At 60.3% G+C, this 19,204-nt stretch carries 21 protein-coding genes; 10 read left to right on the forward strand and 11 right to left on the reverse strand.

Going from position 1 to position 19,204, the window contains the following annotated elements; all coding sequences use genetic code 11:
- Positions 1-571: 571 nt before the first annotated feature.
- The 6 genes from NBH21_RS03830 to NBH21_RS03855 all read left to right on the forward strand — a co-directional run bounded on the left by NBH21_RS03830 (position 572) and on the right by NBH21_RS03855 (position 6,103).
- The gene (locus tag NBH21_RS03830) at positions 572-1,147 is read left to right on the forward strand and encodes a DUF922 domain-containing Zn-dependent protease (RefSeq protein ID WP_250912816.1); all 576 of its coding nucleotides are present in this window, start codon (positions 572-574) and stop codon (positions 1,145-1,147) included.
- Between the two features lie 94 nt (positions 1,148-1,241).
- The gene (locus NBH21_RS03835) at positions 1,242-2,165 is read left to right on the forward strand and encodes a LysR family transcriptional regulator (protein WP_250912604.1); all 924 of its coding nucleotides are present in this window, start codon (positions 1,242-1,244) and stop codon (positions 2,163-2,165) included.
- A 109-nt stretch (positions 2,166-2,274) separates the two neighbouring features.
- Positions 2,275-3,180 (forward strand): VOC family protein, encoded by a 906-nt coding sequence (locus NBH21_RS03840; RefSeq protein ID WP_250912605.1) that lies wholly within the window; start codon positions 2,275-2,277, stop codon positions 3,178-3,180.
- A gap of 12 nt (positions 3,181-3,192) precedes the next feature.
- A complete protein-coding gene (locus NBH21_RS03845; protein ID WP_250912606.1) occupies positions 3,193-4,182 on the forward strand; it encodes a glutathione S-transferase family protein in 990 nt (329 codons plus the stop codon).
- 17 nt (positions 4,183-4,199) lie between these two features.
- Positions 4,200-4,814, forward strand: a complete 615-nt coding sequence (locus tag NBH21_RS03850; protein ID WP_250912607.1) for an alpha/beta hydrolase — start codon at positions 4,200-4,202, stop codon at positions 4,812-4,814.
- Between the two features lie 257 nt (positions 4,815-5,071).
- Positions 5,072-6,103 carry a LacI family DNA-binding transcriptional regulator gene (locus tag NBH21_RS03855; RefSeq protein WP_250912608.1) on the forward strand — a complete coding sequence of 344 codons (1,032 nt, stop codon included), beginning with the start codon at positions 5,072-5,074 and terminating at the stop codon, positions 6,101-6,103.
- 22 nt (positions 6,104-6,125) lie between these two features.
- Here the strand turns inward: NBH21_RS03855 and NBH21_RS03860 are convergent, their stop codons facing one another.
- Complete coding sequence (locus tag NBH21_RS03860) at positions 6,126-6,650, reverse strand: hypothetical protein (protein ID WP_250912609.1); 525 nt, start codon at positions 6,648-6,650, stop codon at positions 6,126-6,128.
- Positions 6,647-7,195 carry a CGNR zinc finger domain-containing protein gene (locus tag NBH21_RS03865; protein WP_250912610.1) on the reverse strand — a complete coding sequence of 183 codons (549 nt, stop codon included), beginning with the start codon at positions 7,193-7,195 and terminating at the stop codon, positions 6,647-6,649. The genes NBH21_RS03860 and NBH21_RS03865 overlap by 4 nt, the downstream gene beginning before the upstream one ends.
- Positions 7,196-7,253: 58 nt before the next feature.
- Between NBH21_RS03865 and NBH21_RS03870 the strand changes: the two genes are divergently transcribed.
- Positions 7,254-8,150, forward strand: coding sequence for a branched-chain amino acid ABC transporter permease (locus NBH21_RS03870; protein ID WP_250912611.1), 897 nt, complete (start codon positions 7,254-7,256; stop codon positions 8,148-8,150).
- 68 nt (positions 8,151-8,218) lie between these two features.
- On the opposite strand, the gene NBH21_RS03875 is transcribed toward NBH21_RS03870, so the two are convergent.
- From NBH21_RS03875 to NBH21_RS03895, 5 genes are all read right to left on the reverse strand, one after another.
- Positions 8,219-8,680 (reverse strand): molybdenum cofactor biosynthesis protein MoaE, encoded by a 462-nt coding sequence (locus NBH21_RS03875; protein WP_250912612.1) that lies wholly within the window; start codon positions 8,678-8,680, stop codon positions 8,219-8,221.
- A 68-nt stretch (positions 8,681-8,748) separates the two neighbouring features.
- Entirely contained in the window at positions 8,749-9,003 is a 255-nt protein-coding gene (moaD, locus tag NBH21_RS03880; protein ID WP_250912613.1) for a molybdopterin converting factor subunit 1, read from the reverse strand.
- Positions 9,004-9,005: 2 nt separating this feature from the next.
- A complete protein-coding gene (gene pgsA, locus NBH21_RS03885) occupies positions 9,006-9,641 on the reverse strand; it encodes a CDP-diacylglycerol--glycerol-3-phosphate 3-phosphatidyltransferase (RefSeq protein ID WP_250912614.1) in 636 nt (211 codons plus the stop codon).
- 115 nt (positions 9,642-9,756) lie between these two features.
- Positions 9,757-11,784 (reverse strand): excinuclease ABC subunit UvrC, encoded by a 2,028-nt coding sequence (uvrC, locus tag NBH21_RS03890; protein ID WP_250912615.1) that lies wholly within the window; start codon positions 11,782-11,784, stop codon positions 9,757-9,759.
- Positions 11,781-12,548 (reverse strand): SDR family oxidoreductase, encoded by a 768-nt coding sequence (locus NBH21_RS03895; RefSeq protein ID WP_250912616.1) that lies wholly within the window; start codon positions 12,546-12,548, stop codon positions 11,781-11,783. The genes uvrC and NBH21_RS03895 overlap by 4 nt, the downstream gene beginning before the upstream one ends.
- A gap of 366 nt (positions 12,549-12,914) precedes the next feature.
- Here NBH21_RS03895 and NBH21_RS03900 point away from each other — a divergent pair, with 366 nt between their 5' ends.
- A complete protein-coding gene (locus NBH21_RS03900) occupies positions 12,915-13,559 on the forward strand; it encodes an outer membrane protein (protein ID WP_250912617.1) in 645 nt (214 codons plus the stop codon).
- Between the two features lie 74 nt (positions 13,560-13,633).
- On the opposite strand, the gene NBH21_RS03905 is transcribed toward NBH21_RS03900, so the two are convergent.
- The 4 genes from NBH21_RS03905 to NBH21_RS03920 all read right to left on the reverse strand — a co-directional run bounded on the left by NBH21_RS03905 (position 13,634) and on the right by NBH21_RS03920 (position 16,369).
- Complete coding sequence (locus NBH21_RS03905; protein ID WP_250912618.1) at positions 13,634-14,230, reverse strand: glutathione S-transferase; 597 nt, start codon at positions 14,228-14,230, stop codon at positions 13,634-13,636.
- Positions 14,231-14,256: 26 nt separating this feature from the next.
- Entirely contained in the window at positions 14,257-14,988 is a 732-nt protein-coding gene (locus NBH21_RS03910) for a ribonuclease T2 family protein (RefSeq protein WP_250912619.1), read from the reverse strand.
- Positions 14,989-15,010: 22 nt separating this feature from the next.
- Positions 15,011-15,433, reverse strand: coding sequence for a hypothetical protein (locus NBH21_RS03915; RefSeq protein ID WP_250912620.1), 423 nt, complete (start codon positions 15,431-15,433; stop codon positions 15,011-15,013).
- A gap of 84 nt (positions 15,434-15,517) precedes the next feature.
- Entirely contained in the window at positions 15,518-16,369 is an 852-nt protein-coding gene (locus tag NBH21_RS03920) for a 23S rRNA (adenine(2030)-N(6))-methyltransferase RlmJ (RefSeq protein WP_250912621.1), read from the reverse strand.
- Between the two features lie 75 nt (positions 16,370-16,444).
- On the opposite strand from NBH21_RS03920, the gene NBH21_RS03925 reads away from it, so the two are divergent.
- Positions 16,445-18,559: a molybdopterin-containing oxidoreductase family protein gene (locus NBH21_RS03925; RefSeq protein WP_250912622.1), complete on the forward strand. Its 2,115-nt coding sequence runs from the start codon at positions 16,445-16,447 to the stop codon at positions 18,557-18,559.
- The gene (locus NBH21_RS03930; protein ID WP_250912623.1) at positions 18,556-19,152 is read left to right on the forward strand and encodes an NUDIX domain-containing protein; all 597 of its coding nucleotides are present in this window, start codon (positions 18,556-18,558) and stop codon (positions 19,150-19,152) included. The genes NBH21_RS03925 and NBH21_RS03930 overlap by 4 nt, the downstream gene beginning before the upstream one ends.
- The last annotated feature ends 52 nt before the right edge of the window (positions 19,153-19,204 follow it).

Below are 19,204 nucleotides of genomic sequence, written 5' to 3' on the forward strand. Positions count from 1 at the left end.
GTCGTTTCGGATACACGTTTTTGAAGGAGGGATGCACCTTGCCGGACGTTGTTATCGGCTTCGCGCTGGTCGGAAACGGTGGCGTTTTCCGCAGTATGAATTTTTGACTATTCGATTCGCTGCAATCGTCGCTTATCGAAACGGCCGAAAATTTACGACCAGGGCGGGACCCGCAAGTTTAAGGGGTAGGGGGACTGCGGGTCCCTGACCACCATCATGGTGGCTGGCACTCTGATAGCAGTTCATTTCGCAAGTGCATCATCGAATTGTGCTGGTTTCACAACCACTTGATGTGGTCCCTAAACCCGAGTGAACGACTGTTGCCCGGTTGTGCCGAAATGAACCGGAATGAGCGGATTCATGGTCCGAAACTTCTGTTGAAATGCTTCCTGAGCACGTTCTCAACAACCGAATGCGGAAATAACAGCCGCAATGCGCTGGATTTTCCCGCTGTTTCCCTCGATTAATCGAGGTCGTTGCAGGTGATTGCGATTACCGGCGACGTAGTGTGTTGCAGTCAGGTTTTTTGTTCAGGGATTTGTTTGTGAAGAGCGCATTGATTTTCGGCTGGATGACGACCGTAGCGGTGTTTGCCGCGATGCCCGCCGCCGCGCAGAGCGCGTGGCAGGCAATCGAGAGAATCGAGACATATTCGATCCGCGGAGAGTCCGGTCCAGAGCTTTACGCTTCGATTGGCGAGCGAGGCCCGGTGATCGGTGGTGATGTGCGCGCCATCGCTCATACAGGGTTCAAGCTCACCTGGAGGCGGGATTACCAGCAGCGTGGCGCATCCTGCGTCCTTGCGAGCGCCGTACCGAAACTCATCATCACCTACACCCTGCCCAAGCCTGCCAACTCCCTGCCGCCGGCTGTAAAACAGAAATGGGACCGATTCTATGCGGGCATTCAGGCGCATGAGCGCGTGCATGGCGATTTCATCAAGGACCTCGTCCACAAGATCGAGGCCGTCTCGGTCGGCCTGACCGTTGCCGACGATCCGGGCTGCAAGAGGATCCGGACCGAGCTGACGAGCAAGCTGGGTGAACTGTCGCGCGCCGAGCGGCAGCAGAGCCGCGATTTCGACCGCGACGAAATGAGCAACGGCGGCAATGTGCACCAGCTCATTCTTGCGCTGATCAACGGCTGATGAGAGAAAAACCCGGCCGGATGCTAACCGACTTTTCCGAGATCACCATTTAGGGCTAGTCTTCTATCCTGGGAGGGCTGGAGAACCACAGGGCATGGATCGACTCGATTGCATTCGCATGTTCGTCGCCGTCATGGATACCGGCAGTTTTGCCGCCGGTGCCGCGCGCCTTGGTACCAGCAGCAGTCAGGCGTCCAAGCTGGTTTCGCGCCTTGAAGGCGATCTCGGGGTGCAACTTATCAAGCGCACCACGCGGGTACTCTCCCCGACCGAGGCCGGCACGTCCTATTGCGAGAGGGCGAGGGCGCTGCTTGAGGAATTCGACCAGCTCGACGCTTCCGTCCGCAATGTCTCTGCCGCACCCTCCGGCCTGTTGAGAATTGCCGCGCCGATCACCTTCGGCACCCGGCAGCTTGCGCCGCTGCTCAACATGTTTGCGGAACAATATCCGGATATCCAGATCGACGTGAGCTTCTCCGACCGGCCCGTCAATCTGGTCGAAGAAGGTTTCGATGTCGCCGTGCGCATTGGTCGCCCGGCCGACAGCACGCTGATCGCCCGCAGGCTCTGCCCCATCCGGATCGTGGTTATCGCATCCCCGGCCTATCTCGCCGGCCATGGGACGCCGACGACGCCGGCGGAACTGGTCGACCACACCTGCATTGTCGATACCAATTTCCGCGATCCCCTTCAGTGGCGGTTCAGGCAACGGGGCGGGGATGATGTCGCATCTGTTTCCGTTCAGGGCAGGATGCGGTTTTCCAACGCGGAGGCCTGTCTTTCGGCAGCGGAGGCTGGGCTGGGGATCGCGCGCGTGCCGAGCTTCGTTGCCGGCGCTGCCATTGTCGTCGGCAATGTTCGCCCGCTTTTTCACGGCATGGAGGACGAGCCCCATGGTCTCTACGCTCTCTATCCTCCCGGCCGTTATCTGGCGGCCAAGGTGCGCGTGCTCGTCGATTTCCTCGCGGACCGTTTCCGCGGGGAGCCCCCATGGGATCTTGGCTGGCGCATTGATTAATTCCATTCAGGACGCAATTTTCGTCCATCAAATGGGATAATCTTTTGAATGGAAATGATGCATATCGGTCCCAGACGAATTTCCGTTCGATCTGTCTGGGAGATGTCTCATGGTCGATACCGCTATCAAATCCACGGCCCGGCAGGGCCAGTCCGATAAGGCCAGTGCTGTGCACACCGTCAATGACGACCGTTTTGCCATCGGCAAGGTTGTTCTCACCGTCAATGATCTCGATGCCGTCAGCAGCTTCTACCAGCAGTCCGTCGGTCTTCACCTGTTGAAGGGCGATGCCGCATCGGTCGAGCTTGGCGCGGGCGGCAAGACGCTGCTCGAACTGCGTCGCGATGCATCCGCCCGCCGTCGTTCGCCGCGCGAGGCTGGGCTTTTCCACACGGCTTTCCTTTTGCCGGCCCGTTCCGATCTCGGCCGCTGGATCCGCCATGCAATCGAAACGCAGGCAAGGGTGGTCGGCGCTTCCGATCACGCAGTCAGCGAGGCGCTTTATCTCTCCGATCCCGAAGGCAACGGTGTCGAAATCTATAGCGACCGTCCCATCCTCGAATGGCGCTGGCGTGACGGGCATGTCCACATGCCCTCCGATCAGCTCGACATCGAGAGCATTCTCGCGACCGCCGGCGATGGTCGCTGGAAGGGATTTCCCGATGGCTCAGTGGTTGGCCATGTTCACCTGCAGGTGGGAGCGATAGATGCCGCCGAAGCCTTTTATAACGGCGTCCTTGGTCTCGACATCACCAGCCGTTATCCAGGCGGCACCTTTTATGCCGTCAACGGTTACCACCACCATGTGGCGACCAATATCTGGAACAGCCGTGGAGCGGGTCCGCGCAACTATCCGAGCACCGGGCTGGAAAGCTTGGAGTTTCTGGCCGGCGCGCGTTTCGCGGACCCTGTCCGGGCGCATCTCGGCGCGGATGCAGGTACCGCGGATTTCACGATCGCCGATCCCTGGGGCACGAAGATCACCTTCGAGACCCGTGAACCCGGCAGCAAGTAAGGAGACGGAAACATGCTGGTAGATGGAAAGTGGACCGCAGAGTGGCACCCCGTTCAGGCGACCGACGCGAAGGGTGGCTTCGTGCGGCAGGTTTCGGGTTTTCGCAACTGGGTCACGCCGGATGGCAGCGCTGGCCCGACGGGCGAGGGTGGCTTCAAGGCTGAGGCTGGCCGCTATCACCTCTATGTCGCACTGATCTGTCCCTGGGCTTCTCGCACGCTGATCGGCCGCAAGCTCAAGAAGCTCGAGGATGTAATTTCCGTATCTGTCGTGGAGCCGGCGCTGGCCGCCGAAGGCTGGAAGTTCGGAACTTATCCCGGATCGAACCTCGATACGCTGAATGGCGCCACCTACATGCACCAGATCTACACCAGCGCCGACCCGCATTATACCGGCCGCGCAACAGTGCCGGTGCTTTGGGACAAGGAGCGCAAGACGATCGTCAACAACGAGTCGGCCGATATCCTGCGCATGCTGAATACGGGCTTCGGCGATCTTGCGGACGATACCTTCGATTTCTATCCGGAACCGCTGCGCGATCAGATCGACGCCCTGAACGACCGCATTTACCCGCGTCTCAACAACGGGGTCTACCGGGCCGGCTTCGCCACGACCCAGCTTGCCTATGAGGAAGCGTTCGCGGACGTCTTTTCCATGCTCGATGAGCTGGAAGACCGGCTTTCTGCCGGTGGGCCATATCTCTTCGGTTCCAGCCTGACCGAAGCCGATATTCGCCTGTTCGTTACACTGGTGCGTTTCGACGCCGCCTATTTCGGTCTCTTCAAGTGCAATCTGAGGCGGATCGCCGACTATCCGGCGCTGAACGCCTATCTGCACCGTATACTGGCCGTTCCGGGCGTCGCCGACACGGTCAACATCGACCATATCAAGCAGGGCTACTATTCGATCAAGGCGCTCAACCCGAACGGCATCGTGCCCGTCGGGCCGGATCTGCCCGGCCTCTATCCGGTCGAACTCGCCACCATCCGTCCCTCCGCCTAACTCTACTGGAAAAGACAATGACGAACTCTGAGGCAAAAGCCCTTGTGATCTTCCTGCATGGCGTCGGCTCCAACGGTGTCGATCTTGCCGCGCTTACGCCGGCCATGGCTCCGGCATTGCCCGGTGTCGCGTTCGAATCGCCCGATGGCTCGCAGCCTTGCGATTTCAACTCCGGCTACCAGTGGTTTAGTGTTGCCGGCGTAACGCCCGAGAATCGTGCCGAGAGAATCCGCGCAGCGCGCGGCGCCTTCGATGCGGTCGTGAGCGAATCCATCAAAAAGCACGGGTTTTCCGATCGTCTCGATCGGGTGGCTTTTGTCGGCTTCTCGCAGGGCACGATCATGGCGCTCGATGCCCTCGTTTCCGGCAGGTGGCCGGTCGGGGCGATCGTCGGTTTCTCGGGACGTCTCGCCACTGACGATATCGCGGAAACCGTTCCTTCCGTTCCGGTATTGCTGCAGCACGGCACTATGGATAGCGTCATTCCCGTTGGGGAAACGCAGAACGCCGAAAAGCGCCTGAAGGCACTCGGCGTTCCGGTCGAAACGCTGATCGTTCCCGGCCTCGGGCATTCGATCTCTGGTCCGGGTCTCGACAGGGCTAGTGCCTTCCTCGCAGAGCATCTTGCCTGAATGTGACCGAGGGAGAGGAGGGGCTTTGCAACCCCTCCTTGAAAGCGCTGACCTTTTTTGGTGCACTACGGCATTTAACGTAATCCCCCCAACTCTTGGGGAGGATATTTGCCCGGTTTTCCACAATGCGTCGGATTGCGGGTGATCTTGAACTCCGATATCCTGCACAATTAATGGTTGCCGATTGGGGAGACGCATGCGCCGGCGTGGCGCGGTGTCCGGCGACCGACAGGCGGCGAAATTCCGGCGGGTGGACATTGGGCACGAGGCGGCGACGTCAACGGCAGGAACGGGTAACGCTTCTCGATGTGGCAACCGCAGCGGGGGTGAGTTCGATCACGGTTTCGAGGGCGCTGCGCAATCCTGAAAAGGTGTCGCCTGCGCTCCGCGAAACCATCATGAAATTCGTCGAGAGCATGGGCTATGTCCCCGATTTCGCGGCGAGGGCGCTGGCCAGCCAGAACAGCGGAATCATCGGCGTGTTGTCGCCGGCGCTGACCAATTATTCCTTCATCGGCATCATGCGCGGCATCGAGGATCGTGTCCGCTCGACCGATATGCGCATCCAATACGCCAATACCCACTTCGATCCGGCGGACGAGATCAAGCAGTTACGGCTGTTCTTTGCCCAGAACCCGTCGGGGATCATCATTGCGGGAGTCGAAGAGCACCCGGATGTCCTGGATCTGCTGCATAGGGCACCTTGCCCGGTGGTGCAGATCATGGACATCAATGGTGAGCCCGTGGACATGTCGATCGGTATCAATCACCGCCTCGCCGCGGAAATGGCGACCGCCCACCTGATCGAACGCGGTTTTCGCCGGATCGCATTGATGGGCGGCCGCTGGGATATTCGCAGCCGGCGGCGTTTCGACGGCTACCGCGCCGTGATGGAGAAGGCCGGATTATACGATCCCGAACTGGTCTTCTCGCTCGATGCGCACACCAGTGTCGGCCTGGGAGGCCATCTGCTCGAACGCCTGCTGCGGCAGGCGCCGGATGCGGATGCCGCTTTCTGTCATAACGACGATATCGCCCTGGGCGTGCTGTTCGAATGCCAGCGTCGCGGCATTCGGTTGCCCGCGGATTTCGGCATCTGCGGGTTCAACGACCTCGAATATGCGAATGTATCGACTCCGAGCCTGACGACGGTGCGCGTGCCTCGCTATGAGATTGGTTACAGGGCGGTCGACATGATCGTGCGTGCCTCCGGCAACGGCACCCAGCCAGAGGCACAGATCGACCTCGGCTTCCATCTTGTCGAGCGTGAGACGACGGCCCGTTACTGACGTCGTAGTTCGGTATTTGGTTCTAGCCCTGCTTGTCGCCGTAGTCGCATCCCTTTTCCGGCGAAAAGTCCATGGTTCCGTCGGCTTTGAAAACCTCCGGATTTTCGGTGTAGACCGGTCCTACCACCAGTGGTTTGGCCGGCATGACGCTTTGGTCCATGCTGGAGATGACGGTCGTGTCTATGGATTGAAGCAGTTTTCCCGTGGCGTCGATGATACGGATCGAGACCGCATAGGGATGCTCCTTGCGCACGCAATGCACGGCCGGGCTTTCAAGTGTGACCTTGTCCCAGAAGGGAAAGATCTTTTCCCGGATCTTGAGCGGTTCGCCTCCGGTCGGGTTTTCGAATGTGGCCTCCGCATAGCTTTCATCGGGCAGGGCGCCGTTGCGGGCAAGGGTCAGCAGATAGGTGGCCTTCGCCACCCGGTAGTTGAAGACGAAGACCTTGCCTGAGATCGAAAGCGGTCCTTCCTCGTCGCGCTGGCAGCCTGCAAGCGGCAGGGCAAGGAAGAGCATGAGCATGATGCATGCAGTCCGGGCCGTCATGAATGGTCTTCCTTTTGCTTGCGGTAGTGCCTGCTTGCCTTCACACGGTTGCCGCAAACCGCCATGTCGCACCACATGCGGCTGCGGTTCTTGCTCTTGTCGAGAAACAGCCAGCCGCAATTGCCGCAGATTTTCATGCGCTCCGGCTGCGGAGCGCTGATCAGCGCCAGCGCGGAACGGGCAGTTGCCGCCTCCAGCGATCGTTCGCTTGCCGCCGACCTCAGGGCATCGGCCGCGGCATCCAGCAGATCGGCAAGAAACTGGCGGTTGTCTGCCCCCAGGATGCGCCGGCGAAAATAGCGGTCGATCGCCTCGCGCAAGGCGATCAGCACTTGCCTGTTTTCTGGAGGTGCCGCTACGAGTTCGCCGAACAGCGCTTTCTCGGCAGAGAAGGTTGAGGCTGCCGCCGCGAAAGCGTCCATCTGGCCATGCTCCGCGAAGCGGTCGATGGCGCGGGCCGCATCGAAGCGCAGGATGACGCTGTTCGCGACATCGAGTGCCAGTGCGCCGCCGGCAAAGCGGTGAGTGGTCCAAGAGAAGGTCATGCGGAATTATAACTGGTAAAATGCACTTTGCCAGTTATAAAAATGTCAGGAGGAAATGATGGCCTACCTGCTGCAGCAACTGATGAATGCCGTACCGATTTCCGCGCTCTACGCGACGCTCTCGTTTGGTTATGCGTTGGCCTTCGGTATGATGCGCCGTCCGGATATCACCTACGGCGCTCTGTTTGCCTTCGCCGGACAGGTGTTCCTGTTGTTCGCCCATATCGGCTGGAACAGGCTGTTCCTCATCCTGCCGGCCACGCTGGCGCTCGCGGCTGTCGCTTCGTTTCTTTATACGACCATTGCCGGCTGGAGCATTGTCCGGCATGTGCTGCGCCCGTTGCATGTCGCGAGCGCCAACGCGGTTATCGTGGCGTCTCTGGCGCTGGTCATCCTGCTTTCGGAAATTATGCGGCTTTCGATGAACAGCCGCGAACTCTGGCTCTCTCCCTTTCTGAACGCACGCGTCATCTTCTGGCGAGGGGATGGAAGCGATGTCGGCCTGACGGTCATCCAGATTGGCAGTACCGTGCTTATGGCTGGCCTTGTCGCTGTGGGGCATCTGCTGTTGGTGCGCACCCGTGCGGGCCGGGCCTGGCGGGCGGTGGCGGACGATCCACGCGCCGCGCGCCTTTGCGGCGTCAATGCCGATGGCGTCTGCGTGCTGTCCTATGTGGCCGCAGCATCGATTGCCGCGATCTGCGGCATCCTCGCGACATCCTATTATGGCTCGATGGATTTTGCCTCCGGCCTGCTATTCGGCCTTAAGGTCGTGCTGATCGCCGCTGTCGGCGGTTATTCCGTGCCGTTGAAGTCTGCGGCGGGAGCCGCCGTGGTCGGGCTTTCTGAAACGTTGTGGAGCGGTTATGCGCCGATCCTCTGGAGGGACGCTGCGATCATTTCGGCGCTGGTGCTGCTTCTGGTCGCAAGCCGCCGGGAACGCGTCATTCCCTGAAAGGCTCTATCTCTTTGTTTTACGCAATTCCGGACGCAAAGCCGCTGCACACCTTTGCTGGAATTGCTTTAGCTCCACTTGTCGCGGGCGCGGTCATCGGCATCCTTGGCGCTGACCCACTGGCCGCTCGTGCCGTCCTGCATATGCTCCTTCTTCCAGAAGGGGGCAGCAGTCTTTAGATAGTCCATCACGAAGTTGGCGCCGTCAAAGGCGGCCTGACGATGCGGCGATGCGGCGATGACCAGCACGATCTGTTCGCCGGACTCGATCCGTCCGAAACGGTGGATGGCGGTGAGGGCTTGCAACTGGAAGCGCTCAATGGCCTCTAGCGCGATTCGGCGCATCTCGGCCTCGGCCATGCCGGGATAGTGTTCCAGTTCAAGCGCGGAAAGCGCGCCGCCCTCGTCGCGGCAAAGGCCGGTAAAGGAGACGAGTGCGCCGATATCCCGGCGGCCGTTGGTGATCGCAGCCGTCTCCGTCGCAACGTCGAAATCCGCGGATTGCACGCGGATGGTCGGAAGGATGGTCATGCTCTCTTCCTTGATGTGTTCACCGGGAACGCGAACCAAAGCGGATTGCCTGTCGTAACCTGCCTGGATCACCCACCGGTCATCGGAGGGAACAGGCCGATCTCGCGCGCGCCGGCGATGAGTTCGTCATGCTCCACATGTTCCTGGTTGATCGCAACGCGAATGGCCTTGGGAAACTGGAGGGCGTTTTCGTATTCCTCGCCAAGCGTCGCGAGATGGGCGATCAGGTCGCCCGCCGTCTTCACGTCGTCGGGAAGTTCGATTTCTTCCTCGCCCTTGCCGATCCGTTCCCGCACCCAGGCGAAATAGACGAGTTTCACCATGCTTATTCGTCCACGATGTGCTTCACGCCGGCCTTGAAGTAGTCGTAGCCCGTGTACATGGTCAGCGCAGCTGCGACCCACAGCATGAAGATGCCGGCATATGTGACGATCGGCAGGACGGATTGGACATCGCCCGCCGCAGATACGCCATGGATGAGGCGGTCGACATAGGCATCGCCCGCCGAGCCGGCCAGCAGGAGAGCGATGGCGACCATCTGGATCGTCGTCTTCCACTTGGCGATGCGGGTGACCGGGACCGAGACCGTGAGCGCGGCAAGATATTCGCGAAGGCCGGAAACGAGGATTTCGCGGCAAAGGATGATGATCGCCGCCCAGATCGTCCAGCCGGCGATTGTGCCATCAGCCGCCATCAGCAGCAGGACCGAGGCGACGAGCAGCTTGTCGGCGATCGGGTCGAGCATGCGGCCGATATTGGACGTCTGGTTCCAGATGCGGGCGAGATAACCATCGAAGAAGTCGGTGATCGAGGCGATCACGAAGAGCCAAAGCGCCGTCCAGCGGGCAAAATCGGAACTCTGCAGCTTGCCCTCGACAAAGAAGCAAAGAACGATGATCGGCACGGCGACAATGCGTGCATAGGTCAACATATTCGGAAGATTGTATGCGCGCGATGCCATGATGCCCTGCTGCCGGAGAATTTCGTTCGTAGATGACGGCTTTAAACCTGTAGCGTCAACCCAAGTTTTCTGAATCGTCTATAAGAAAACGCCGCCTGTCACATGCTTCGTGACGTCAGTCTGCGGCGTTTTCATGGAAGTGATTGTAGACCAGACGCGCCACGGCTTCTGAAATACCCTCGACCGCCAGAAGGTCGGACATGGCGGCGCGCGAAACGGCCTTTGCTGTGCCGAAATGCTGTAGCAGGGCGCGCTTTCGCGTCGGCCCGATCCCCGAGATTTCATCGAGCGGGTTCTTCACCATCTCCTTCTTGCGGCGAGCCCGGTGGGAACCGATTGCGAATCGGTGCGCTTCGTCGCGCAGGCGCTGGATGAAGTAGAGAACCGGGTCGCGTGGCGGCAGGGTAAAGTCGGGCTTGCCCTCCGCGAAAAAGCGTTCGCGGCCTGCGTCGCGGTCGACACCCTTGGCGACGCCGATGGCTGTCACGCAGTCACGGATACCGAGTTCGTCGAGGATGGCGCGCACCGCAGTCATCTGGCCCTGGCCGCCATCGATGAGGATCACGTCGGGCCATGCCGGGAAGGGGGCGTCCGCCGAATCGTCTACGGGAGCCGAACGGTCCGGCTTGCCTTCTTCCTTCAGCAGGCGTGAGAACCGCCGCGTCATCACCTCGCGCATCATGCCAAAGTCGTCGCCCGGTGTGATGTCGGTCGAGCGGATATTGAACTTGCGGTACTGCCCCTTGACGAAACCTTCCGGCCCCGCCACGACCATGCCGCCGACGGCATTGGTGCCCATGATGTGGGAGTTGTCGTAGATCTCGATCCGGCGCGGCACATAGGCAAGGCCAAAGGTCTCCGCGAAACCTGCAAGCAGGCGCGACTGCGACGCTGTCTCGGCAAGCTTGCGTCCATGGGCCTCGCGCGCATTGGCGCTGACATGGTCCACCAGATCCTTCTTCTCGCCCCGCTGCGGCACGAGGATCGAGACCTTGTGTCCTGTCTTCTCCGTGAGCGCTGTAGCCAGCAGATCCTGCTCCTCGATGGCTTCGGAGAGGAGGATCTGCCGGGGACAGGGCTTGTCGTCGTAGAACTGTGCGAGGAAGGCGTTGAGCACCTCGGCGCCGGTAAGCTGTGGGTCTGCCTTCGGGAAATAGGCGCGGTTGCCCCAGTTCTGTCCGGTGCGGAAGAAGAAGACCTGAATGCAGGAAAGCCCGCCCTCGTGATGGATGGCGAAGACATCGGCCTCTTCGACGCCGGCGGGGTTGATGCCCTGATGGCTCTGAACATGCGAGAGCCCGGCAAGGCGGTCGCGGAACACGGCGGCCCGTTCGAAGTCCAGCTCCTCGGCCGCCTCGTTCATGGACCGCGCCATGGCTTCCTTGACGTTCTGGCTCTTGCCGGAAAGGAAGTCCTTGGCCTCCTTGACGAGGCCGGCGTAGCCCTCATCGCTGATCTCGTGAGTGCACGGAGCGGAACAGCGCTTGATCTGATAGAGCAGGCACGGCCGCGTGCGCGTCTCGAATACGCTGTCGGTGCAGGTGCGCAGCAGAAACGCCCGCTGCAGCGAATTGATCGTTCGGCCAACCGCGCTGGCTGACGCGAAAGGGCCGAAATAGTCGCCCTTGCGTGCCCGCGCGCCGCGATGCTTGTAGATCGCCGGGGCGCGGCTGTCGCCGGTGATCAGAATGTAGGGAAAGCTCTTGTCGTCGCGAAGCAGCACGTTAAAGCGCGGCCGCAAGCGCTTGATGAGATTCGCTTCCAGGAGCAGCGCCTCGACCTCGGTCCGGGTCGTGACGAACTCCATGTGGGTGGTCTCGCGCACCATGCGCGTCAGCCGGTTGGAATGGAGCCGTCCCTGCGCATAGTTGTTGACGCGCTTCTTCAGGCTGCGCGCCTTGCCCACATAGAGAACGTCGCCATCGGAATTCAGCATGCGGTAGACGCCGGGGCCGTTCGGCAACTGCTTGACGAATTCACCGATGAGCGCAGCACCTGTCAGCCCCTCATGGCTGGCTCCGCCTTCGTTCCAGTCGATGGCGGTCGCGGCTTGCGGAGCTTCCGGTTCGACGATGGCGTCATCGTCTTCTTCTTCCGTTTCATCGTAGAGAATGCCGCCATCCGGCAGCTTTCCTCCGGTCATTCATTGATCTCCGTGGCGCCCGGCACTCGCCAGGCGAGATGTTGTCCGCCGTCCAGCGCAATCATTTGGCCGGTGATCGACGGTGTGTCAAAAAGAAAGCGGATCGTCTGCCCGAATTCCTCCAGCCGCGGACCCTGTTCAAGCGGCAGTGCGTCGATCTGTGCCTGAAAATCGGCTTCCGCCTGGCGCACGCTCTTCAGCGTCGGTCCGGGACCGATCGCATTCACCCTGACACGCGGGGCAAAGGCCTGCGCCATGGTGTGAGTCGCCGTCATCAGCGCCGACTTCGACAGTGTATAGGAAAAAAATCTTGGCGTAAGCGCCAGAACCCGCTGGTCGATGATGTTGACGATCAGGCCATGCGCATCAGGCGGCAATTGCTGGAGGAGGGCCGCTGAGAGGATCGCGGGCGCTCGCACATGCAGGTCGAAGTGTTGGGCGAAATGGTCGGCATTGAAGCTCTCGGCGCTGTCTTCGAGGAAAACCGAGGCATTGTTGACCAGAAGGCCGACCGCTCCGAGTTCCGCCGTCGCCATCCTCATCAGTTCGGCAGTTTCTTCGGCGTCGCACAAATCGGCTCTCAGGGCGATCGCCTTGCGTCCCTCGGCGCGCAATCGCGCGGCAAGCGCCTCGGCCTCGTCAAACGATCCGTTGCCATGGATTGCGATGGAAAAATCGTGGCGCGCCAAGTCTTCCGCGATAGCCGCGCCAAGTCTCTTTGCGGAACCGGTCACCAGAGCTGTCTTCGGTATGCTTGCTTTCATTGCGATACGACCCCGATTACCTGTGCTGCTGCTGCGCATATATGTCGTGCAACAGCGTGTTGAACAGGGGTAGTCAAAATCTTTTCGCATCAGGCACTTGGGAAATACTTCGATTAACTTAAGTTTAATTCGGGATTAATTCAGTAAGGTTACGTTTAGAATTTGTTATGGTTAACAAATTTTGTGTTGTCACAAAGCAACATCCCATTTTGGTCACCGGTGCGCCACAATCATTTCATATTTTGGCTCTTTCAATTCCTCATTTCACCGCCATTTATTCCTTCGGAACGGGCAGGGATTTCTAACTATCGTTCTCGCCGCTGTTTGTAAGGATTAAGCGCGGCAGTGAACTGAAAGGAGACTAGTATGCGTACCCTCACTATGATTCTTCTGGCTACCGCCACGAGCTTTGCTGCTATCCAGGCTGCAAGTGCCGCCGACGCCGTCGACCAGATTCCGGAGGCTCCGGCTGTCACGGACAATTATGCGGCTCCGGCTGGCAATTGGTCCGGCGCCTATGTGGGCGGTATGGCCACCTACGACTTCGGTCGCTTCGACGGTGCAAAGAACCGCGACGCCAAGGCTCTCGGCGGTTCCGTCTACGGTGGCTACAACATGCAGAACGGCCAGATCGTTTACGGCGCTGAAGCCGATATCGGTTACAACGGCGAAGACGGCAATGCCGGCGCTGGCTACAAGGGCACCCAGGGTGTCAACGGCTCGCTCCGCGGTCGCGTCGGTTACGACATGAATCCGTTCCTGATCTACGGTACGGCCGGTCTTGCTGTTGCCAACCATGAGCTGAAGAGCGCCACCGACTCCGACGAGCGCATTGCTGCGGGTTACACCGTCGGTGCCGGCGTTGAAGCCATGGTCACCGATAACGTCACGGCTCGCGTAGAGTATCGCTACAGCGACTACCAGAAGCGCGACTTTGACATCGACGGCGCGAACGTTTCCAAGGGCTTCGACGACCACAGCGTCAAGGTCGGCATGGGCGTCAAGTTCTGATCCTTGTCAGGATCGAACTCAAGAAAAAGCCGGGCGCGAGCCCGGCTTTTTTGTTGTCTGGAGTTCGTCAGGCCTCAGGTCTGTGGCCGTAGCGCGCCATAATTCTCGAAGCGCTTGGTGAACTTGGCCGGCCATGCGGTCAGTTCCGTGTGACCATTTTCCCATTGTCCGGGAAAGCGCAGCATCAGGTAGCCGAGCAGGCTCGCCATGGCGAAATGACCGCCATGCAGCTTCTTACCGGTTTTCGGCATGTTGGCTTCGAGATGATCGAGGCTCCGCACGACTTTAGACCACTGCCGGTCGATCACCGTCTGGCTGACCAGTTCCGGCGGACGCAGACGCTTCTCGTAGACGATGGCCAGCAGGCAGTCGGTGATCCCGTCGCAGAGCGCTTCCAGCACTTCCGCTTCCGTCCGCTTCTCGTCCTTCTTGGGGTAGAGGCCCTTGCCGGAAATGCGGTGCAGGTAATGCATGATGGCACGGCTGTCGAAGATGGCGTCGCCGTCGTTGGTAACGAGCGCCGGGATCTTGCCGAGGGGATTGGCGTTGATCAGCACCGGCGGATCGTCATTGGTGTTGACGGTGATCTCTTCGAGACCGATCCCGAGATAGCGGGCCGCCATGCGGACCTTCGAGGAGTAGGGCGAAGTGGAAGAAAAAAGCAGCTTCATGGGTGATCCATTCTCTGGTGCGGTCTTTACCGCCTGGGCGGGATTGTGATGCTCTGTTGTCGGCAACTGTTGCGGTCCACGTCCTGGCAGGTGCGGAATTCGAGGTCTTTCGTCAGGCAGATCTGGATTTCATCGAGCTTGCCGTCTTCGCAGGTGACGGCGATACCGCGAGCATCAAGGCTGCGGTTGGCATCGAGGAACTGGCTCTCCAGAACCGCGGGCGAAATCCTCGTTTCTTTTCGAACTGTTGCAAGGGCGGCAGGTGCCGTCACCTTTTCGTAGGCGGCACGGGTGACGGCGAAATAGTCGGCCTGGGAGAGCCCGGAGCAGGTTCCGTGCTTGCGCCATTCATGCCCGATCAGCCCCATGCCGGGCATGATGTCGAGCATGGAACGGCCAACACTTTCTGGAACTCTCTGTGCAGCGTCGGTCGGGCATGATTCCGGGTAGCCGCGTTCGAACTGGGGCCACAGGCCGTGTACCACAAGACCATAATTCTTCGATGGCCCGCATTGGTCACGATTGCCGCCGCCCGGATTGAGCGAACAGAAGGTCGGCGACCAGGAAAGCGCCAACAAGTAGTAATCGAAACCGGTCCCCAGCGGCAGTTTCACCGGCGATGTCGTTGCCGGAGGTGCCGCTACACTTTCCTGCTGCGCCGGAGAAGGAGGCGGTGCCTCCTCGGGTTTCAGGAGGGTGTAGGCGAGAGCGGCCAGTGCCAGAAAGGCGAGGGCGATGAAACCTGCATATCGGGACATGGTGTTCGTCGATCAATCCCGCTCAACGCAGCGATGCGCAGTCGGCACCGTAGACATGCCATGGGTCGAGCCCGCTCGCGCAGAATTCGACGGAGTGGCCGACACCGGCAAGTCCCCATGTGTTTTCGATCACGTACCAGAGCGTACGGCGGTGGCCATCGGTTCCGGTGATCGTCGTATTGCAATAGCGGCGCTCGACGCGATGGGTCTCGTCGGCAGGCTGGAAACGGCTTTCACGAATGCTGCCGAAGTCCTGTACGGCAAGATCGACCTTGAGGAATTCGCGATTGTTCACCGCGAAGCGGGAACTGACATTGCCGGCGACCTGCTCGCAGGATGGCATTGCCGCAAGGCTTTCGGTGGCGATGGCAACGGACATCAGAAGGGCAAGGGGCATGAGACTGGCAAGCGACAGCGCGGCGCGGATCAGCAGACGGTTCGTCATGATGAATCTCCCCAATGAGCCGCCACAATGTTGAGAAACACCGGCAACGTCAAGGGATCTGGCAGATCCACCGTGCCTCCGCGCCTATTCCTCACCCCTCAGCCAGAAGCAGCGTTGCGAGGCGAAGCGGTCCTGGGCCAGCAGGCGCTTCAGTTCCGGCAGCGCCGCATGCAACTCGTCCTTCAGTGTATAGGGCGGGTTGACGATGATGAGGCCGGAGCCGGAAAGACCGGTCGTTTCGCGGTCGCTGCGAACCGAAAGCTCGGCGCACAGCATCTTCGGGATCTCAAGTTCCTTGAGCGCCTGATGGAAGGCCGCGATCGGCGCGCCCTTCTTGATCGGGTACCACAGGCAATAGACGCCGGTCGAAAAACGCCGCCATGCGCGGGAAAGACCATCGACCAGCCGGTCGTATTCTCCATCGATTTCGAACGGTGGATCGACCAGGACAATGCCGCGCTTTTCCTTCGGTGGCAGGTGCGCGCCGAGCGCCAGCCATCCATCGAGTTCGGTCACGCGCGCCTGATAATCGCCCTCGAAAAGACGAGACAGCGCACGGGTGTCATCCGGGTGAAGTTCCATCGCGGACAGACGGTCCTGCGGGCGAAAAAGCATACGCGAAAGCTTCGGCGAACCGGGGTAAAGCCGGATGGAACCGTCGGGATTGAGCGTGCGCACGGCTTCCAGATAAGGTGCAAGAAAGGCTGCGACCGGTGCAGGCAGCTCCGCCTCCAGCAGTCTTCCGATGCCGTCCTTCCATTCGCCTGTCTTCTGAGCCTCTTCCGACGAAAGATCATAGAGCCCGATGCCGGCATGGGTGTCGAGCAGGCGGAAGGCCTTGTCCTTCTGCTGCAGATAGACGATCAGGCGCGCCAAGACCGCGTGCTTCAGCACGTCGGCAAAATTGCCCGCATGGTAGATGTGGCGATAGTTCATCTGTCGTCCTGATGGTTTCGATGATTTATCTGAATAGGCCTTTTGGCGTTCTCGGGCTTGGAATATACAAAAGACATGAACATCGCGAGCCCTATTCGTAAGACCGGTCACACGGTCTGTCCGCACGACTGTCCCTCCGCCTGCGCGCTCAACGTCGACGTCGAGCCGGATGGCCGCATCGGGCGTGTGCGCGGCGCACCCGACAACACCTATACGGCCGGCGTCATCTGCGCCAAGGTCGCCCGTTACGCCGAGCGCCTCTATCATCCTGACAGGCTTATGACGCCGAAGCGGCGCAAGGGAGCAAAGGGCGTTGGCGACTGGCAGGAAGTTTCCTGGGAGGCTGCCCTCGACGAGATTGCCGATGCTTTCGTCAAGGCGGAAGCGGCGCACGGCTCAGAAGCAATCTGGCCGTATTTCTACGCTGGCACCATGGGCCAGGTCCAGCGCGACTCGATCGAGCGGCTGCGTCACGCCAAGCGCTATTCCGGCTTCATGGGCACGATCTGCACCAATATGGCCTGGACCGGTTATGTCATGGGAACCGGTGCGCTGCGCGGACCCGATCCGCGCGAGATGGCGAAATCAGATTGCATCGTCATCTGGGGCACGAATGCGGTGGCCACGCAGGTCAACGTCATGACCCACGCGACCCGCGCCCGCAAGGAACGCGGCGCGAAGATCGTCGTGATCGACATCTACGACAACCCGACGATGAAGCAGGCCGATCTCGGTCTGATCGTCCGTCCGGGCACGGATGCGGCGCTTGCCTGCGCACTGATGCATGTCGCATTCCGGGATGGTTATGCCGACCGCGAATACATGGCGAAATATGCCGATGACCCGGCCGGTCTCGAAGCGCATCTCGCGAGCCGTACGCCGGAATGGGCGGCAACCATCACCGGTCTTACTGTTGATGAGATCGAAACGCTGGCGAAGCTGGTCGGCACGACGAAGAAGACCTTCTTCCGCCTCGGTTACGGTTTCGCCCGCCAGCGCAACGGTTCTGCCGCCATGCATGCGGCCCTGTCGGTCGCGACCGTCCTCGGCCTCTGGCAATACGAAGGCGCCGGCGCCTTCCACAACAACGGTGACATCTTCCGGCTGAACAAATCGGAACTGATGGGCACCGGTTACATGGACCCGTCGATCCGCATGCTCGACCAGTCGCAGATCGGCCGCGTGCTGACCGGTGACGCCGGGGCCTTGCGCCATGGCGGACCGGTGACGGCGCTGCTGATCCAGAACACCAATCCGATGAATGTTGCGCCCGAACAGCGGCTGGTGAAGCAGGGCTTTCTGCGTGACGACCTCTTTGTCGCCGTCCATGAGCAGTTCATGACGGAAACCGCCGAAGTGGCCGATATCGTCCTGCCGGCCACCATGTTCGTGGAGCATGACGACATCTATCGTGCCGGTGGCCAGAGCCATATCCTGCTCGGGCCGAAGCTTGTGGAGCCGCCGGAAACGGTGCGCACCAACCTCTTCGTGATCGAGGAACTGGCGAAGCGTCTCGGTGTGTCGAACTATCCGGGCTTCTGTCTCTCGGAAGAAGAGCACATCGACCGGCTTCTGAAGGCAAGCGGTCAACTGGGCTATGAAGAACTCAAGGCCGGACGTTGGATCGACTGTCAGCCGGACTTCCGTTCTGCCCATTTTCTCGATGGCTTCGGCCATCCCGATGGCAAGTTCCGTTTCCGTCCGGATTGGGTGTCGGGCAAGTCTCCCAACAAGCCGCCGGCAAACGTCGGTAATCTCGGCCCCGTTACAGCCTTGCCGGCGCTTCCTGATCATGTCGACCTGATCGAGGTCGCCGACGCTGAACATCCCTTCCGTCTCGCGACGTCGCCCGCCCGCAACTTTCTGAATTCGACCTTTGCCGAAACAAAGACTTCGGTCGAGAAAGAGGGCAGACCGGAAGTCATGGTCAACACCGGGGATGCCGAGCGACTTTCCATCGCCGCCGGTGACGTCGTGCGCATCGGTAACGGTCGCGGCGAGATCAGGATCCATGCGCGGGTCACCGATGCGGTGAAACCGGGCGTTCTCGTGGCTGAGGGGCTGTGGCCCAACAAGGCCCATATCGACGGGGAGGGCATCAACGTGCTGACCGGCGCCGATTGCGTGGCTCCCCATGGCGGCGCCGCCTTCCACGACAACAAGGTCTGGCTCGTGAAGGACGGCGAATGAGCCGTTTCGACCGGACCAGTATCGACATCGTCAGCGACGAGATCGTGTGGAAGGGATGGAGCACCCTGCGTCGGGTCGTTTTCGACTATGGGCGCGATGGCCATACGACACAGCTTGAATGGGAGGTCTTCGATCGCGGCGAAGCCGTTGCGGTGCTGATCTACGATCCACGACGGGACGTCGTGGTTCTTGTGCGGCAGTTCAGGATTCCCGTACATTTGCAGGGCGAAGCACCGTTTCTACTGGAAGTCCCGGCAGGGTCCATGGAACGGGGAGAAGATCCCGAAAAAACGGTGATCCGCGAGGCGCATGAGGAAACCGGCTTCGGTCTCAGGCAGCCGAGACGATTGTTTTCCGCCTATATGTCGCCCGGCGCGGTGACGGAAAAGATTCACTTTTTCTATGCGCAGATCGGAGAGGCCGACAGGGTGGCCGATGGCGGTGGGTTGGACGAGGAGCACGAGGATATCGAGCTTGTTGAACTTCCGTTGGCAAACGCTCTTGCCATGATTGAAAGCGGAGAAATCCTCGATGCCAAGACGATCATGCTGCTGCAGTGGGCGGCATTGAACCGCGAACTTCTGGCCGACTGAAGGGTTCTGTGCGGCGGTGTTAAAAAGGCCGCGAACGCGCAAAGGTACGTTC

This window comes from Ciceribacter sichuanensis (assembly GCF_024055605.1).
Taxonomy (GTDB): Bacteria; Pseudomonadota; Alphaproteobacteria; order Rhizobiales; family Rhizobiaceae; genus Allorhizobium; species Allorhizobium sichuanense.

Coding starts and splice junctions, on each gene's coding strand:
- NBH21_RS03830 (WP_250912816.1), top strand. CDS start 572: ATGACGACCGTAGCGGTGTTTGCCGCGATGCCCGCCGCCGCGCAGAGC.
- NBH21_RS03835 (WP_250912604.1), top strand. CDS start 1,242: ATGGATCGACTCGATTGCATTCGCATGTTCGTCGCCGTCATGGATACC.
- NBH21_RS03840 (WP_250912605.1), top strand. CDS start 2,275: ATGGTCGATACCGCTATCAAATCCACGGCCCGGCAGGGCCAGTCCGAT.
- NBH21_RS03845 (WP_250912606.1), top strand. CDS start 3,193: ATGCTGGTAGATGGAAAGTGGACCGCAGAGTGGCACCCCGTTCAGGCG.
- NBH21_RS03850 (WP_250912607.1), top strand. CDS start 4,200: ATGACGAACTCTGAGGCAAAAGCCCTTGTGATCTTCCTGCATGGCGTC.
- NBH21_RS03860 (WP_250912609.1), bottom strand. CDS start 6,650: ATGACGGCCCGGACTGCATGCATCATGCTCATGCTCTTCCTTGCCCTG.
- NBH21_RS03865 (WP_250912610.1), bottom strand. CDS start 7,195: ATGACCTTCTCTTGGACCACTCACCGCTTTGCCGGCGGCGCACTGGCA.
- NBH21_RS03870 (WP_250912611.1), top strand. CDS start 7,254: ATGGCCTACCTGCTGCAGCAACTGATGAATGCCGTACCGATTTCCGCG.
- NBH21_RS03875 (WP_250912612.1), bottom strand. CDS start 8,680: ATGACCATCCTTCCGACCATCCGCGTGCAATCCGCGGATTTCGACGTT.
- moaD (WP_250912613.1), bottom strand. CDS start 9,003: ATGGTGAAACTCGTCTATTTCGCCTGGGTGCGGGAACGGATCGGCAAG.
- pgsA (WP_250912614.1), bottom strand. CDS start 9,641: ATGGCATCGCGCGCATACAATCTTCCGAATATGTTGACCTATGCACGC.
- uvrC (WP_250912615.1), bottom strand. CDS start 11,784: ATGACCGGAGGAAAGCTGCCGGATGGCGGCATTCTCTACGATGAAACG.
- NBH21_RS03895 (WP_250912616.1), bottom strand. CDS start 12,548: ATGAAAGCAAGCATACCGAAGACAGCTCTGGTGACCGGTTCCGCAAAG.
- NBH21_RS03900 (WP_250912617.1), top strand. CDS start 12,915: ATGCGTACCCTCACTATGATTCTTCTGGCTACCGCCACGAGCTTTGCT.
- NBH21_RS03905 (WP_250912618.1), bottom strand. CDS start 14,230: ATGAAGCTGCTTTTTTCTTCCACTTCGCCCTACTCCTCGAAGGTCCGC.
- NBH21_RS03910 (WP_250912619.1), bottom strand. CDS start 14,988: ATGTCCCGATATGCAGGTTTCATCGCCCTCGCCTTTCTGGCACTGGCC.
- NBH21_RS03915 (WP_250912620.1), bottom strand. CDS start 15,433: ATGACGAACCGTCTGCTGATCCGCGCCGCGCTGTCGCTTGCCAGTCTC.
- NBH21_RS03920 (WP_250912621.1), bottom strand. CDS start 16,369: ATGAACTATCGCCACATCTACCATGCGGGCAATTTTGCCGACGTGCTG.
- NBH21_RS03925 (WP_250912622.1), top strand. CDS start 16,445: ATGAACATCGCGAGCCCTATTCGTAAGACCGGTCACACGGTCTGTCCG.
- NBH21_RS03930 (WP_250912623.1), top strand. CDS start 18,556: ATGAGCCGTTTCGACCGGACCAGTATCGACATCGTCAGCGACGAGATC.